Origin of the sequence: Candidatus Defluviilinea proxima (genome assembly GCA_016721115.1) — a bacterium.
Taxonomy (GTDB): domain Bacteria; phylum Chloroflexota; class Anaerolineae; order Anaerolineales; family Villigracilaceae; genus Defluviilinea; species Defluviilinea proxima.
Map to the genome: position 1 here is coordinate 3,524,556 of JADKIW010000001.1, position 14,924 is coordinate 3,539,479.

Consider the following 14,924-nt stretch of genomic DNA (forward strand, 5'->3'; position numbering starts at 1 on the left):
CCGTTTGCCTATTTCTTGTCAAATCGTCCGCCCCATTTGATGGGGTCACCAGGGTAGCCGAGAGCTGCCCAATCGAGCCGACTGTTCTCGCCGTGACAGGAGTCGCATTGCAGGGCATTTTCGGCGGGTTGCACCATGTGTGTAGTTGCCCAGTACATGTAGGTTTCAGTGAAGTCGTAATGACCACTGTATTCAAGGCCTGTGATCGGCGCGGCGATCTCGAAGGCGCTGTTCCAGTCGAAGGTTGTCCAGAAACCGCCCTTACCCGATGTAACAGGTTGAAGCAGGTAGTTATTTACTGTGTCATAGGGTTGCTTGGCGATGTGTAACTTGAAGGGAAATATCTTTGCATTCTTGTCGTTGATGTCGCCAGCAGGTTTGTTGATGTACGTAACAGTATTGGGGTCGATCTTATCGCCAAGGATATAGCGGTATTCGTTGTTGCCGTTGAACCAAAGATACGTGGGTTTGAAATTCTTTTCGTAAGTAAATTCGCCTTTGATCTTCAGGTAAGTGAAATGATCGTCCTCTCGTCCTTCCTGACCTGCTTGTGACCAGTCCCAGGTTGTTTTAGTGGGATCTTGAAGAGCCATGGCAGGGATGTGGCAAGTCTGACATGCAACAGAGTCAAGGTGTGTATTGATGCGTTCATCCTCGTGTTTTTGATTCACGTGGCATTGCTGGCACGAAACTTGTTCCTTGGGGTCGATCGTGTAATTGTCGGCGATCATGCGCCCAAGAATTTGATGGTTCGTTGTGACGTGACAGTCAGTACATTGCATGTTGAAATCGCTACCCATGTGGACATCAAGGCTTTTATCAGGGAAGTAGAGACTCTCGTCGAGGTCGCCATGTTTGACGCCGTTCCCACCACCGCCATCGAAGTGACATTTTCCGCAGTTTTCACGTGTGGGTGCTCGCACACTCTTTGCGGCGGCAAGCAGGTCTACGCCATCGGCAGGGTTGCCGAAGAGACCTTTGCCGTATAAGCCAGTGTCGGCGTGGCAGGCGAGACAGTCCACGTTTTCGGGCTTGGATTGTTCTACTTCCTTGCCTTCTTCCCATCCGTAGCCAGCATGACAGGACATGCATTTATTTTCATTCCCTTGTGAGCCGATGCAGAAGTTGTTGATCTGATTGATCTTGCCAATGGTCACGGGCACATCACGCCACGGAACGTTGAATTGTTTCGATTCCCATGTCCAGTGTGTGGTCTTCATCAGATCGGTTGCGGCATTTTCATGACATTCGAGACAGGCTCGGGTCACATCCTGTCCTGTTTTGAAATCGCCTTTGACAATGTCGTGATGGTCCACATGGACGAGTTTGGTGGGCAGATAATCTTCAGGGTTAGTGGAAGGCTTATCGGTACGTGGGAGGAAGTAAACCACAGGGACAAGAATCACTAAAAGGATTCCGAGCAGTCCCAAGGTCCAGAACGGGAAGCGTTTCTTCATACATTCTCCTATGAAAGTTCATTAACGAGGTTTGCACGTTCGGTCATACGATCACGCATTGCAGATCGAAGAAGGTCCATCGCCTGAATAATGCGCGAATCGGCCAGGTGATACGTGATCACTGTTCCTTGTCGTTCGGTGTACACAAGTCCACGTTCGCGTAAAACTTTGAGGTGTCTGGATGTAGTGGGTTGGGGGATGCCTAATTCGTTCGTAAGCTCTGTTACATTAAGAGAGCGCTCGTTCAATGCATATAAAATAAGAATGCGCGTCGGGTCAGAAAGTGCCGCGCAAAAATCAGCTTCGAGTTGGATGATTTCCTGTTTAAGGGTCTGATTTACCATCTTTTTCTCCTAATATACGGATAAACGAATATACGCTTGTTTGCATAATACTCCTGTGACATTTTTCACAATAGTGAAGGTTGTCACTATAAAGCTGGCATAATGTCACAGGCGGCATAAGGATGTGTGAGACTTTGGTAAGATGATGAAGTATGACTCTCTATCAACATGATGCACTTTCGGTAAACGTGGGTGAGCGAGTACGAGAACTTCGTACAGCCCGTAATATGACTTTGCAAGTACTTGCTACGAAAAGCGGGCTTTCCGTTCATACCTTGTCCATGATCGAGTTGGGGAAGACCTCACCATCTGTCAGTGCCTTATATAAAATTGCTGATGTGTTGAGTGTTTCCATCACGACATTTTTCAGTACCGATACAGATCAAAAACAAGTCATCTTTCTCAAATCGGATGAACGGACTCGTATGCCGTTTCCTCGTGGTTTGATAGAAGGTTTGGGCGGTGAAAAATTTTCAGGCAAGGTTGAGCCTTTTCTGCTCACACTTGAAAACAGCGCCAATAGTGGCTCAAAAATGATCTCGCATATGGGACATGAATTTGTTTTTTGTTTGCGTGGTCAAATCGAATATCAAGTGGAGCATCACATCTACGAACTGGCCCCAGGTGATAGCCTCCTGTTTGCGGCTACCCTCAAACACCGTTGGAAGAATTCAGGCAAGCGCGTGGCTACTGCTTTGATCGTCGTTTCATGTTTTGGTGATACTAACGAGCTACAACATTTGCACCATGGGGATACTGGACAGGAATCAAAAAGAGCGTCTCAATAGAGACGCTCTTCGCTTCTTAATCTGGACTTGAAGTTGCTTCGCTTCAAATATCCTTATTTACACTGAAACTTTTCTCCACTTATCCTGTGATAATGCGTTCGCTTTCATATAACTTGACGGCGATATAAGTAATTACCACTGTCAGCAGAATAGTCGCCACAGTGGAGATAACAATGTTCATTCCTGTGATCGGTTCGGAGCGTAAAAACTGATTGATCAGAATCTGTTGCCCAAATGTAGGGATAAGCATTGTCCACAGATCTGGTTTGACCGGCAGGAACGCCAGCGCCAGGCCAGGCAAGGATGGGATCAAACCGACGAAGGGCAGATACGTTCCCGCTTCCTTTGCAGTTTTGGTGAACGAAGCGATCAACGTTTGGATCGCACACGCTAGAAACACGATCGGGATACAGATCAGGAATACAGCCATCAACGTGCTCATATCAAAGCCGATCTGGACCCCGATCAATTCCTCGATAGGTAGCAGACGGAAGATTGCGGCAAACCCAGCCAGTGTAATTATTAAGTTGATCGTTGCAAACGGCGTTGCCGCAAGCATTTTGCCAATGGCAACCCATCCGCGGCGTAGGGGATTGATCAACAAAGGTTCCAGAGATCCGCGTTCCCGTTCGCCAGCTGTTGCATCGGTAATGACGGGTGATGCGCCGTTGAAGATCGCAAAGATGATGAAGTATGGCAACATCGAAATGAAGATCAATGCCTGGCTTTGGGGTGTGGCGGTGTCTATCTCTTCGATCTGTAGGACCTGTGTCACTTCTGGGCTGACGCCGCGCAAGCTCAAGCGTAACAGACCGATATATTCGCTGTAGCCATTAAGCAGGCTCTGTGTACGGTTGATATCTGCTGAAGCAGATTGACGTGTGCTATCGAAGACCAGACGTAGGGTTGCAGATTCTCCTGATGTGAATTCCTCGCCATAATCCTCAGGGATGATCAGGGCCACGTTGATATCACCTGCTATGACGGCCGCCTCAGGGTCTACAGGGGCGGTTTTGATGATGACATCCTGCTGTTCAAGGTAGGCGATCAGGTTGGGGGCATTCTCTGCACCTGAAACTGGCAAGACCAGAGATTGCTCAACTCTATCTCGAAATGTATTGCCGAGTAACATGATCATCCCACCGAGAAGAAGAGGACCAAAGAGGGCCCAGAACAAGCCTGTCATCCAACTGCGGTAATCACGCAGATTGTCGAGCAGTTCTTTTTGAAAGATGATAAAAATCTTTTTCATTATTCCAGCCCTTCCTCTGAGCCAATAGCGGCAACGAATGCATCTTCGAGATTTTTCTGCCCTGTTTTTCTTTGTAATTCATCAGGGCTTCCGTCAACGGTTACTTCGCCATGGGAAATGATCACGATTTGGTCACATAATGCCGCGACCTCCTGCATGATATGGCTGGTGAACAACACACACTTACCCTCTTCGCGAAGCCTTTGGATAAACAGACGCATGGCGCGTGTACTCATCACATCCAACCCGTTCGTGGGTTCATCGAGAAGGACGTTCTTTGGGTTGTGTACCAATGTACGGGCGATGGCGACCTTGAGTTTCTCGCCTGTGGAGAAGCCTTCCGTCTTGCGATCAGCGATGGATTGCATATCGAGCAGAAGTAACAGGGACTCGATCTGTTTTTCGAGAGCTTCACCTTCCAGGCCATGCAGTCGCCCGTAGTAGCGGATGTTTTCACGGCTTGTTAGTCTTGCGTACAGTCCGCGTGCGTCTGCGAGAACACCGATCCTTTTCTGGACATCAATTGGGGATTGTCTCACATCAAAGCCATCGATCTGTGCCGTTCCATGATCGGGTTTGAGCAGGGTATAGAGCATACGCAGTGTTGTACTTTTGCCGGCGCCATTAGGCCCTAATAAGCCTGTGATCTGCCCATCTGCGGCGGAGAAGGATACATTTTTGACGGCTTGTACTTTGCCAAAAGATTTGGATAGATTTTGTACTTGGATCATACTATTGACCTTTGTGTGATTATGGACGAGGTCCGCTGAAGTCGACGAAGAACGGCCACGGCTTGACCTCTTCCACACAGGACGTGTCCAACCCTTCGACGGAAGCATTCTCGATGAAGGATTCGAAGATATCGATACTGCATTTGTTGGATAGATTTCCATGCCCCATGCCTGAAAAGACAAGATGAACATCATTTGTTAAATGTTCTGTCACTTTTTCGGCGTGCCAGGGCGGGGTGATGGGATCGGAATCGCCAGAAAGAATTAAAGCTGGAACGTTAGAGTTGACTGGCTCTCGAAATTGTGGCGAGACAGTCCCTTTTTGCCACGCACTACAAACATCGGAAAAGTCTACTGTTCGGTCACCGAAGACGGTTCCTTCACTGAGTTGGGCGGCTTCCTCAGCTGAGATCAATGGTGCATCCTCCGTGCAAGCTACGGCGTAGAACATTCCATCGTACAAACCTGCATTCACGAGAAATGCCTGCGAGATGAGAGGGACATAATTCTCGTTCGCATACGCCTCATGAATCGATAGTGGCAGTGTTGCCACGATCTCTGGCGCATACATTGTGTTGAACACCATATTCGTGACCATTTTTTGTGTCACGGTCAGGTCAAGAGGCTTGTGTGTCAGCGGATGTGGAATGGTGATCTCTACCGGCTTCTCTTCTACACGTTTCAATAGATCATTAAACTCATCTTTTATATTTGGGAATGTCGTTTTACAGGCATCGTCGGCTTCACAACGTGCAAAGAACTTGTCGAGCGCAGATTGCCCATCTCTTGCCGCGTCCATGAATAGGATGAAGCTGGGGTCAACGACCGCATCGAGTGTCACTGTGCGGACGCGTTCCGGGAACATACGTAGATATGTCAATGCCGCGCGGGTTCCGTACGATGCGCCGTAAATATTTATCTTGTCATACCCAAGAGCAGAACGGACATCATCCAGATCGGTCATGGCGATCTCTGTGTTGTAGAAACGCAGATCGGCGTCCAAGTTAGTGGGGCAAGCCTTGAGTTTTGCAAGCATTTCTTCATCTTCCAGATCATCATCTTCTGGGGTGAGACAGCGTAATGGATTTGATTTGCCTGTCCCTCGTTGGTCAACGATCACAATGTCGCGGCCTTCATGTATGTTGAACAGTAGCCCGATGAGTGCTGGATAGGTTTCAATGGCGGATTGTCCAGGGCCGCCGGCTAATAGAAAAAGCGGATCAGGTTGGGGATTCCGTTTGATGGCAGGGATGACTGCCACCTCTAAACCGATCTGACGACCGGATGGACTGGAACGATCCTCAGGAACGGTTAGTGTGCCGCACTGGGCATCTACTTGTTTGCCAGTGGATGTTGTCAGTGCACAATCTTCCAGCTTGAGAGATTTCTCAGGAACTGGAGTCAGGCTCTGGGGTGAGCATGAAGCGAGGAAGGTCAGGAGTAGTAGGGATGTAATGAAGATTCGTCTCATAGTGTTTGTCTCACAATCAGTATATTCGAGTCCTGATTGTAATAGGGTATACGTAGAAAACAAAAAACTGGATCACCTTATTGCAAAGGTAATCCAGTTGTAGTGGACAAAGTTCGTTATATTTAAGTGTACATGCCCCAATCCAAGGCGGACGGGTCTTCCATCATGGCGAAGTCCCACACATCCATGCCCATTTCGATTGTGACAGGCATGTTCAACCCTTCGGTTGCTTTGGCTTTCGTCATTTCGATCATGGCGGGTCCGTATGGGCAGAAGGGGGTAGTGAGGATCATCTTTAAGTGGGCAATGCCGTTGTCGATGGAAATATCTCTTACCAATCCCAATTGGATGATGTGCATGCCGATTTCGGGGTCGACTACTTCGGAGAGTTTCTCGCGTGCAGGTTTTACCATTTCGGGGTGTGTGTCGTGGATGGTCCACTTGATTTCGTTGATTGTTTCTTCAGTCATGGTTCCTCGTTTGGAATTTTGGAGTTAGGAGCTTGCTCCTGTAATTCGCCAATATATTGGCTGATTCCAAAATTTAGTTTTTTATTGCAACAGCCTGCACTACATAGGTACAGTGTGCGGCGCCGCTTAATATACATTGGACTTTGCTGACGGGCAGGGCCAGCATTTTAGAGATCAGGGTTTGATCAACCGTGCAGACTTCAGGATGTGTCACACCGATCTGGTAGTAGGGGCAGGAAATCTCATGGATCTGATAGTCGTTGCCCTTCTTTTCCCATTCTACGGTGAAGCCTTCGTGTGCCAGCATGGCTTTGACAAAATCCAGCCGCTCTTCCATGCTGAGGCCTTTCATTTGTTCAGAGTAATCGTTTGCCATTTCTTCGGCGACCTGGCTGAACAATTTTGCCACAGCCGGCGCAGGTAAGGAGTCTTTCATTTGCGCCAATAGACGAGTGGTCAGGCGCAGATATTTCGTGGGAAATTTCTCCATTCCGTCTTCGGTTAACGAATAGACGAGGCGAGGGCGTCCTACGCCGTGACGTTCCTCTTCCGCTCCAATCAGGCCTTCCTTTTCGAGGTTGGATAAATGATGTCGGACGGAAATTGGATTGATCCCAACGCCTTCTGCGATCTCGTTGATCGTGATCTTTGGCTTGCGAAGCAGGGTTTGAAGAATCTTATCTTTCGTGCTTTTCATGATTGGGAGTATACCTGTCTGCTTTAGTATTGTCAATATACTAGAAAAATATCATAAATATTGACTTTTCGATATGACCCTGCTATAATGCCGCACGATGATAAAAACGCCAGTAATGGCTTAATAATGTTAGGAGCAAATACGAATGTCGCAACTTGAAATCAAGAACCTGCATGTAAACATTGAGGGAAAAGAGATTCTCAAAGGTCTCGATCTCACAATTGAACAGGGCAAAGTCCACGCTATTATGGGGCCCAATGGAACTGGTAAATCCACTTTGGCTTATACGTTGATGGGACACCCATCTTATACAGTGACCGAAGGTGAAGTTATATTTAAAGGACAAAACGTCCTCGAGCTTGAGCCTGACGAACGTTCCCGACTTGGGATCTTTTTAGCATTCCAATATCCTGTCGCTATTCCGGGTGTGACGGTTGCCAACTTCTTGCGTACCGCGCTCAATGCCCGTCGACGTGCTGAAAACCCTGAAGACAAGGGTATGCCAATCCCTGAATTTCGCAAGTTATTAAAAGAGAAGATGGCGATGCTCAAAATGGACCAGACCTTTGCGGGACGTTACCTCAACGATGGTTTCTCTGGTGGTGAAAAGAAACGTGCTGAAATTTTGCAAATGGCAACTCTTCAGCCACAGATCGCTATTTTAGACGAAACCGATTCAGGCTTGGACATTGATGCGCTTCGCATCGTTTCTGAGGGTGTCAATGCTTTAATGAGCAAGGATATGGGTGTGCTGGTCATCACGCACTATCAACGTTTGTTGAACTATATCAAGGCTGATTACGTTCATATTATGTACGGTGGCAGAATCGTTGAATCGGGTGGACCTGACCTAGCGTTGCACCTTGAAGAAAAAGGTTACGACTGGGTTCGCGAGAAGTACGACGAGGAAGTCACAGCGTAGGTTCGTTTTATTAAACGGTAGCAGGTGACGGCTTGGAAAGAAGCGGTTCGTCATCCAAAAAGGTAAATGATATGTCTGATGATGCAAAAATTTTAGAAGATATCGGCGAGTACAAGTACGGCTTTCACGACCGTGACGATAACTACACGTTCAAATCTGAAAAGGGATTGAGCCGTGCTGTGGTTGAAAATATCTCACGCATGAAGGGTGAGCCGGAATGGATGCTCGAATTTCGTTTGAAGGCGCTCGATCATTTCTTGAAACGTCCCATGCCGAATTGGGGCCCCGACCTCAAAGAACTTAATTTCGACGAGATCTACTTTTACGTTAAGCCCACTGAGAAAAGTGAAAAATCATGGGATGATGTTCCCGATGATATCAAGCGCACTTTTGACAAGCTCGGTGTACCTGAAGCCGAACGAAATTTTTAGCGGGCTTAGGCGCGCAATACGAATCGGAAATGGTATATCACTCAATCCAGGAGCATCTTGAAAAACAGGGCGTGGTCTTTTTATCTATCGAAGATGGTTTGAGGCAATACCCCGATCTGTTCCGTGAATACTTCGGAACGGTCATCCCGATCGAAGATAACAAATTCGCCGCACTGAACAGCGCGGTATGGTCGGGTGGATCGTTCGTGTATGTGCCAAAGAATGTGAAAGTGGACATGCCTTTGCAGGCTTACTTCCGTTTGAATACGGCGAATCTCGGACAATTTGAACGGACACTTATCATCGTTGAAGAAGGCGCGTCGGTTCATTATGTCGAAGGCTGTACAGCTCCTCAATATACAACCGATTCGTTCCACTCTGGTGTGATCGAGATCATCGTCAAGAAGGGCGCACGCTCACGTTACTCGACCATTCAGAACTGGTCGACCAATGTCTATAATCTCGTGACCCAGCGTGCCAAGGTTTTTGAGAACGGTTCACATGAATGGGTTGATGCCAATATTGGCTCAAAGATCACGATGAAATATCCTTCGTGCTATCTTATGGAACCAGGCGCACGTGGCGAAATGCTTTCGATGGCATTCGCAGGTCCAGGTCAAATTCAAGATGCGGGCTCGAAGATGATTCACTTTGCGCCAAACACCACCAGCAAGATCACATCCAAGTCCATCAGCAAGGGTGGCGGACGTGCATCGTATCGTGGCATGGTCAAAGTTTACAAAGGCGCGAAGGGCGTCAAATCCAATGTGGTTTGTGATGCGCTTCTGCTTGACCCGAAATCCCGCTCCGACACATATCCCTACATTGAAATTGACGAAGACGATGTGACCATCGGCCACGAAGCCTCTGTCAGCAAAGTGGGTGAGGAGCAACTCTTTTACCTCATGAGCCGTGGTCTCAGTGAAGAAGAAGCTACAACCATGGTTGTCTCTGGCTTCATTGAACCACTCGTCAAAGAACTGCCGATGGAATACGCTGTCGAAATGAATCGTCTCATCGCATTACAAATGGAAGGAAGCATCGGCTAGCATGGAAGAAAAACCAAAAGTTGTTGTTTCAAGGACTCGACGAGCCGACTCTGCCGCAAAAGATTTTTCTTTCGCTGAATCCGATATCCGCGCAGGGAAGGACGCAGTCGCTTCATACCGCGCCTTAGCCTGGTCTGCTTTCAAAAAGCATTCCCTCCCCGATACGACTCAAGAAGCATGGCGCCGCACCGACATCCACAACCTACCTGTTGATAAGTTCAAGTTCGCGGCAGAAGGTGCCTTCAATGACCTGCCTCCTGTGCGTGAAGATTTGCTTCGCCCTCTCACTGCCGATCAGCACGGCGGACAAATTGTTCTCACCCCTGGTGGCGTCAAAATTGACCTTGATGAAAAACTCGCAAAGAAGGGTGTCATCTTCACGGATTTAAAAACTGCTGAACAAGAACATCCTGAACTGCTCGCAAAAATGCTTGGCAAGACCGTCAATGTTGAAGAAGGAAAGTTCTCTGCATTGGTTGGCGCTTTTGCTCAAAACGGTGTTGTGTTGTATGTTCCCAAAGGTGTGATTGTGGACGAACCACTTCACTCCGTCCTCTGGGGCCCCGGTACTGATATTGCTCATGTCTCGCATATCCTCGTCCTTGTAGATGAAGGCGCTTCGGTGACATATGTTCACGAGTCCGCATCACCCGATCTAAAGGGAGCCAACTCCATGCACGCGGGAATCGTGGAGATCCAAGTTCTGCAGAATGCGTCATTGAAGTTCGTCGAATTGCAATCATGGGGGCGTCACGTCTGGAATTTCAGCCACGAGCGTGCCCGTGTAGAACACAGCGGCAATCTCGACTGGATCTTTGGCGCCATTGGCTCACGCATTACCAAGAACTTTACCGAACTCGATCTTGCTGGCGAAGGCGCACAAGGTCGTATGTCTGGTTTCTACTTTACCGATGGAAATCAGCACCTTGACCATGACACGCAGCAGAATCACCTCGCTCCGCATACTAACAGCGATTTGCTGTTCAAGGGTGCGTTGAAAGGTCAAAGCCGTTCTGTTTGGCAGGGCATGATCTACGTCGCTCCCGGCGCACAAAAGACCGATGGCTACCAAGCGAACCGAAACCTGGTTTTGAGCGATGGCGCCCGTGCCGATTCTATCCCTGGCTTGGAGATTCTTGCCGATGATGTCCGCTGTACACATGGTGCAACGGTTGGTAAACTAGAGCAGGAACCACTTTTCTATTTGAAGTCTCGCGGTATCCCACAAGCTGAAGCTGAAAAGATCGTTGTGGAGGGTTTCTTCGACCCGATCTTCCAACGCATCCCATTTGAAGGTGTGCGTGAACGCTTCCAACAATATATTGCTGATAAGATGGCATGATGTCATCGTAAATTTGTAGTTCTGAAAGATAAGGTTATTCATGGCAGAAAAAAAGAAACCCAGTGTGAAAAAGGTCGAAGCGAAATCCAAATCAGCAACAGGCGGAGGGACAAAAATGGCAGATAAAATCAAATCAAAGGCAAGTGCACCCACGAAAGTGGTAGTCAAAACCAAGGTCCGCACTTCTGAAGCGTCGCATATCGTCAATAAGATTTCGCCGCCCCGTGTTAGTGATGAGCGAAAACCCAGCCGTGGAAGCCGCGTAACCCATCAATATAATTACATGAAAGCCCCGGGGATCATGCATGATTTCCAAGTGGGCGATAAAGTGGAAGTTTATTGCGATCACGAAAAAGGACGTGAACGTGTGCGTGGGTGGGTCTCAGGCATCGTCGTTCAAGTAGATAACAAAATGGTTGCTGTTCAATTCCGTTCGAACGTTTATCTGACAGACGGTTGGATGGTACCGGACCGCATCTTGTGGTACTCGCTTTCCTCCGAGCATATTCGTCCTGACCTGGGGAAAAAATCCTCCAGAAAAGAAGCCGTCATCAAGATCGTTCGTGATGACGATTATTAGTCGATGAGCAAATACGTAAACAAGTAGATAAATTACTGGTTTGCGTATTTACTTTTATCTTTACCTGTTCCATGCCTATCAATATTAACCAAATTCGAAAAGATTTTCCCATCCTCCAGCGTGAGATATCTCAAGGTGTTCCGCTGGTTTATCTTGATTCAACTGCTACTTCACAGAAACCTTTGTCTGTAATTGAAGCAATGGACGAGTATTATCGTCGCTCGAATGCGAATATTCATCGTGGTGTGCATACACTTGCTGAGGAAGCAACCGCCATGTATGAAGATGCGCGCGTGAAGATCGCAAAGTTTGTCAATGCGCCTTCTGCAAAGCAGATCATATACACACGCAATACAACTGAGTCGATCAATCTCGTTGCGTATTCATGGGCGCGTGCGAATCTCAAAGCTGGCGACCTTGTCATTTTGACAGAGATGGAACACCATTCCAACCTTGTCCCGTGGCACATGCTTCAAGCAGAGCGTGGCATTGAATTGGATTTCATCCCTGTGACCGAATCCGGCTTGCTGGATCTGGATGCCTACAAAGCGCTTCTTTCTCGGACCCCGAAACTGGTCTCGTTTACTCACATGTCCAACGTCCTCGGCACGATCACCCCTGCGGCTGAGATCATTCGTCTCGCGCACGAAGCAGGCGCAGTGACGTTGGTTGATGCGGCGCAGTCCGTCCCACACTTGAAAGTGGACGTACAGGCCCTCGATGCAGACTTCCTTGCTTTCTCTGCGCACAAGATGTGCGGCCCCACCGGCGTCGGTGCTTTATATGGCAAATTGGATCTGCTTGAAAAAATGCCGCCTTTCCTTGGTGGTGGCGACATGATCAAGGAAGTAAAACTACGTTCGTATCGGCCTAACTCCTTGCCTCATAAGTTTGAAGCTGGGACTCCTGCCATTGCAGAAGCTGTCGGTTTCGGCGCGGCTGTGGATTATCTAAACTCAGTTGGCATGGATAACATCGCTGCGCATGAGCATGAGATCACAGAATATGCCATTGAGCGCTTGGAAGAAGTTCCCGGAGTGAAGGTATTCGGTCCCGATGCCGAACATAAGGGTGGGGTGGCCGCATTTACACTTGAAGGTGTACATCCGCATGATGTGGCACAAATCCTTGATAAGGATGGGATTGCTGTCCGTGCGGGGCATCATTGTGCCCAGCCGTTGCATGAAAAGTTTGGAATTCCCGCAACCAGTCGTGCTTCTTTCTATTTGTACAATACAAAAGAAGAAGTGGACCTGTTGATCAATGGAATCTACAAAGTGAAGGAAATGTTTGGATAGGATATGGATGACCTGTATCGTGAAGTAATTATTGAGCATTATAAAAACCCTGGCTATCGCGGGCACCTCGACCCGCACGATATTCTGTTTGAAGATAATAATCCCCTCTGTGGCGATCATATTGAGATCACTTTGAAGACCGACGGACAGGGTAATGTAGCTGATGCGCGCTTTGATGGCCACGGTTGTGCCATCTCGCAAGCTTCCGCTGATTTGTTGATCGAGTCGATTATTGGTAAGCCGCTTGAAGACGTGAAGCAACTCAACAAGGATTCTGTCCTTGAAATGCTCGGCATTGACCTTGGTCCCGTCCGCTTGAAATGTGCATTGCTTTCACTCAAAGTGTTGAAAGCAGGTGTGTATGGGTTGGGCGAGACCAGCGACGATCTGGTGGAATAAGATGTTTGATTATACAAAAGCAGACGAATCAAAAGTTGAATTTGTAGAGATCGCTCCCGCGAGTGAATTGCCGAATGGCGAAAGACTTTTCCTGGAAGTGGGAGGAAAAGCGATCGTCATTTTTAATATTGCTGGTCAACTGTTTGCCATCGGCGATATCTGCACCCATGATGATGGTCCGTTGGGGGATGGGGACTTGGAAGGCTTCAATATCGTCTGCCCGCGTCATGGCGGTGAATTTGATGTACAAACAGGCAAAGCTGTGCAAATGCCCGCTGTAGTGGATATCCCTGCGTATCCAGTGAAAGTAGTGGATGGGATGATCCAGGTAGGTTTGCCGAAGGAATAAATAGCGAAGTTAAAAATGGCGGGTATTAAATTGAAACCGGCGGTCTGGTATGGGGCAACCCTTTTTTGCGTTGTTATTCTGGTTGCAGGATATCTAACCCCGAATTATTCTCATATCAAACAGGCAATTAGTGAATTGGGCGCTCCGAATGCTCCGTATGATTGGGCTGTCCGTGGGTTGGGATTTGTGCCTCTTGGCATGAGTTTTATCTTATATGCGTTTCAATCACGGAAATTATTCTCTAACAATCTGCCCTTTTATCTTTTTCTTTTGACAGGACTTGCCATTATCATGGCCGGGGTTTTCCCAACTGACCCAAAAGGCAGGCGAGATACGGCAGCAGGCATTCTCCACGCTGTTGCAGGGATTATCCTGCTTGTGCTTCTCAGTATTACACCGCTTGTTATGTCATTTAATCGTGTTTATCAAAATCCCCCGAAAAAATGGCTGTTGATGTTTTCCTTTGTGATGGGAGTTCTTGTCGCTGTATTTTTTGTGATGCTACCTAATGGAATCTCCCCGCAATTGGTTTCATTTCATCAAAAGGTACTCGGTGATTACTTTGAAGTCTGGTATCCCATGCATGGTTTACACCAGAGGTTTTTGTTGTTTCTGTACTTTATCTGGCTATTTATCTTTTCTTATTTTGAGAATATATATCCTTTGATGCCGCAGGTTGAAAAGCAATAACCACCTTACTATTGCACCTGTTATCTAAAAGTCCCCACGATCCTCAAAATATCAAATCCCTCCGCGAACGGACATTCCGCCAGCGCGCCGTGACGTACCATGATGGAACGCGTCAACTCGTTGTTGAAATAGTAGCGATCGCGGTACGTCTCGTATTTGGATAACGCCTCTAGCTTCTTATTTACATCTTCTTCAGTAACTTCAACCAGAAAGTGCGGAAAAAAACCGTAGGAGGAGCGTACAACGTCAAAACCAAGTACGGTGATACCACGGAAGGCTCGTAGGGCTTCATCGGTCATCGTATTGTGATCTTGATGCACATCCTGTTTGGAGTGGACAAAGATCAAATCTGGCTTAAAGTCCTTGCGGAGTTTGAGGAAGTATTCGAGAATTTCCTGACGGGCATCAGGGAACACACGAGTAGTGAAGGGACCAAGGACGATCTTTTCTTTGGGGACGCCCAACACAGCCATGGATTCGTAGTGCTCGTCTTTGACGTTCTTGAGATCTGGGTTTTTCTGGTTATCTGAAAGCGTAACGCACAGCACGTCCGTTTTTTGGACGATGTTATTAAGCAGAGCACCACATCCCAATTCGATGTCATCGGGATGTGCGCCAAGAAACAGGACTCGTTTGCCGGAGAAATTCATACTT

The 14,924-nt window shown here is 47.8% G+C and carries 16 protein-coding genes and 1 pseudogene; 9 read left to right on the top strand and 8 right to left on the bottom strand.

Annotation, left to right across the window (positions count from 1 at the left end):
• Positions 1-8 precede the first annotated feature (8 nt).
• Together IPP66_16310 and IPP66_16315 are read right to left on the bottom strand one after the other, a co-directional pair.
• Complete coding sequence (locus tag IPP66_16310) at positions 9-1,457, bottom strand: tetrathionate reductase family octaheme c-type cytochrome (protein MBK9926836.1); 1,449 nt, start codon at positions 1,455-1,457, stop codon at positions 9-11.
• Between the two features lie 8 nt (positions 1,458-1,465).
• Positions 1,466-1,801 carry a winged helix-turn-helix transcriptional regulator gene (locus tag IPP66_16315; protein MBK9926837.1) on the bottom strand — a complete coding sequence of 112 codons (336 nt, stop codon included), beginning with the start codon at positions 1,799-1,801 and terminating at the stop codon, positions 1,466-1,468.
• Positions 1,802-1,953: 152 nt separating this feature from the next.
• On the opposite strand from IPP66_16315, the gene IPP66_16320 reads away from it, so the two are divergent.
• Positions 1,954-2,589 carry a helix-turn-helix domain-containing protein gene (locus IPP66_16320; protein MBK9926838.1) on the top strand — a complete coding sequence of 212 codons (636 nt, stop codon included), beginning with the start codon at positions 1,954-1,956 and terminating at the stop codon, positions 2,587-2,589.
• Between the two features lie 79 nt (positions 2,590-2,668).
• Here the strand turns inward: IPP66_16320 and IPP66_16325 are convergent, their stop codons facing one another.
• From IPP66_16325 to IPP66_16345, 5 genes are all read right to left on the bottom strand, one after another.
• Positions 2,669-3,841: an ABC transporter permease gene (locus IPP66_16325; protein ID MBK9926839.1), complete on the bottom strand. Its 1,173-nt coding sequence runs from the start codon at positions 3,839-3,841 to the stop codon at positions 2,669-2,671.
• Positions 3,841-4,572, bottom strand: a complete 732-nt coding sequence (locus tag IPP66_16330; protein MBK9926840.1) for an ATP-binding cassette domain-containing protein — start codon at positions 4,570-4,572, stop codon at positions 3,841-3,843. The genes IPP66_16325 and IPP66_16330 overlap by 1 nt, the downstream gene beginning before the upstream one ends.
• A gap of 19 nt (positions 4,573-4,591) precedes the next feature.
• Positions 4,592-6,043, bottom strand: a complete 1,452-nt coding sequence (locus tag IPP66_16335) for an alpha/beta fold hydrolase (GenBank protein ID MBK9926841.1) — start codon at positions 6,041-6,043, stop codon at positions 4,592-4,594.
• A gap of 122 nt (positions 6,044-6,165) precedes the next feature.
• Positions 6,166-6,456, bottom strand: coding sequence for a DUF59 domain-containing protein (locus tag IPP66_16340; GenBank protein MBK9926842.1), 291 nt, complete (start codon positions 6,454-6,456; stop codon positions 6,166-6,168).
• Between the two features lie 130 nt (positions 6,457-6,586).
• A complete protein-coding gene (locus IPP66_16345) occupies positions 6,587-7,210 on the bottom strand; it encodes a winged helix-turn-helix transcriptional regulator (GenBank protein MBK9926843.1) in 624 nt (207 codons plus the stop codon).
• A 145-nt stretch (positions 7,211-7,355) separates the two neighbouring features.
• Between IPP66_16345 and sufC the strand changes: the two genes are divergently transcribed.
• The 8 genes and pseudogenes from sufC (at position 7,356) to IPP66_16385 (ending at position 14,270) form a co-directional block, all read left to right on the top strand.
• Positions 7,356-8,132: a Fe-S cluster assembly ATPase SufC gene (sufC, locus tag IPP66_16350; GenBank protein ID MBK9926844.1), complete on the top strand. Its 777-nt coding sequence runs from the start codon at positions 7,356-7,358 to the stop codon at positions 8,130-8,132.
• Positions 8,133-8,203: 71 nt separating this feature from the next.
• Positions 8,204-9,612, top strand: a pseudogene (gene sufB / locus IPP66_16355) (Fe-S cluster assembly protein SufB).
• A 1-nt stretch (position 9,613) separates the two neighbouring features.
• On the top strand, positions 9,614-10,954 hold the full coding sequence (gene sufD / locus IPP66_16360) for a Fe-S cluster assembly protein SufD (protein MBK9926845.1): 1,341 nt from the start codon (positions 9,614-9,616) through the stop codon (positions 10,952-10,954).
• A 40-nt stretch (positions 10,955-10,994) separates the two neighbouring features.
• Positions 10,995-11,534: a hypothetical protein gene (locus IPP66_16365; GenBank protein MBK9926846.1), complete on the top strand. Its 540-nt coding sequence runs from the start codon at positions 10,995-10,997 to the stop codon at positions 11,532-11,534.
• Positions 11,535-11,611: 77 nt separating this feature from the next.
• Positions 11,612-12,832 (top strand): cysteine desulfurase, encoded by a 1,221-nt coding sequence (locus IPP66_16370; GenBank protein ID MBK9926847.1) that lies wholly within the window; start codon positions 11,612-11,614, stop codon positions 12,830-12,832.
• A 3-nt stretch (positions 12,833-12,835) separates the two neighbouring features.
• Complete coding sequence (locus tag IPP66_16375) at positions 12,836-13,231, top strand: SUF system NifU family Fe-S cluster assembly protein (protein MBK9926848.1); 396 nt, start codon at positions 12,836-12,838, stop codon at positions 13,229-13,231.
• 1 nt (position 13,232) lies between these two features.
• Complete coding sequence (locus tag IPP66_16380) at positions 13,233-13,580, top strand: non-heme iron oxygenase ferredoxin subunit (GenBank protein ID MBK9926849.1); 348 nt, start codon at positions 13,233-13,235, stop codon at positions 13,578-13,580.
• A 15-nt stretch (positions 13,581-13,595) separates the two neighbouring features.
• A complete protein-coding gene (locus IPP66_16385; GenBank protein MBK9926850.1) occupies positions 13,596-14,270 on the top strand; it encodes a DUF998 domain-containing protein in 675 nt (224 codons plus the stop codon).
• A 20-nt stretch (positions 14,271-14,290) separates the two neighbouring features.
• On the opposite strand, the gene IPP66_16390 is transcribed toward IPP66_16385, so the two are convergent.
• On the bottom strand, positions 14,291-14,920 hold the full coding sequence (locus IPP66_16390) for a PIG-L family deacetylase (protein MBK9926851.1): 630 nt from the start codon (positions 14,918-14,920) through the stop codon (positions 14,291-14,293).
• Between the last annotated feature and the right edge of the window lie 4 nt (positions 14,921-14,924).

Coding starts and splice junctions, on each gene's coding strand:
- IPP66_16310 (MBK9926836.1), bottom strand. CDS start 1,457: ATGAAGAAACGCTTCCCGTTCTGGACCTTGGGACTGCTCGGAATCCTT.
- IPP66_16385 (MBK9926850.1), top strand. CDS start 13,596: ATGGCGGGTATTAAATTGAAACCGGCGGTCTGGTATGGGGCAACCCTT.
- IPP66_16380 (MBK9926849.1), top strand. CDS start 13,233: ATGTTTGATTATACAAAAGCAGACGAATCAAAAGTTGAATTTGTAGAG.
- IPP66_16330 (MBK9926840.1), bottom strand. CDS start 4,572: ATGATCCAAGTACAAAATCTATCCAAATCTTTTGGCAAAGTACAAGCC.
- IPP66_16315 (MBK9926837.1), bottom strand. CDS start 1,801: ATGGTAAATCAGACCCTTAAACAGGAAATCATCCAACTCGAAGCTGAT.
- IPP66_16325 (MBK9926839.1), bottom strand. CDS start 3,841: ATGAAAAAGATTTTTATCATCTTTCAAAAAGAACTGCTCGACAATCTG.
- IPP66_16375 (MBK9926848.1), top strand. CDS start 12,836: ATGGATGACCTGTATCGTGAAGTAATTATTGAGCATTATAAAAACCCT.
- IPP66_16390 (MBK9926851.1), bottom strand. CDS start 14,920: ATGAATTTCTCCGGCAAACGAGTCCTGTTTCTTGGCGCACATCCCGAT.
- IPP66_16345 (MBK9926843.1), bottom strand. CDS start 7,210: ATGAAAAGCACGAAAGATAAGATTCTTCAAACCCTGCTTCGCAAGCCA.
- IPP66_16365 (MBK9926846.1), top strand. CDS start 10,995: ATGGCAGAAAAAAAGAAACCCAGTGTGAAAAAGGTCGAAGCGAAATCC.
- IPP66_16320 (MBK9926838.1), top strand. CDS start 1,954: ATGACTCTCTATCAACATGATGCACTTTCGGTAAACGTGGGTGAGCGA.
- IPP66_16335 (MBK9926841.1), bottom strand. CDS start 6,043: ATGAGACGAATCTTCATTACATCCCTACTACTCCTGACCTTCCTCGCT.
- sufC (MBK9926844.1), top strand. CDS start 7,356: ATGTCGCAACTTGAAATCAAGAACCTGCATGTAAACATTGAGGGAAAA.
- IPP66_16340 (MBK9926842.1), bottom strand. CDS start 6,456: ATGGTAAAACCTGCACGCGAGAAACTCTCCGAAGTAGTCGACCCCGAA.
- sufD (MBK9926845.1), top strand. CDS start 9,614: ATGGAAGAAAAACCAAAAGTTGTTGTTTCAAGGACTCGACGAGCCGAC.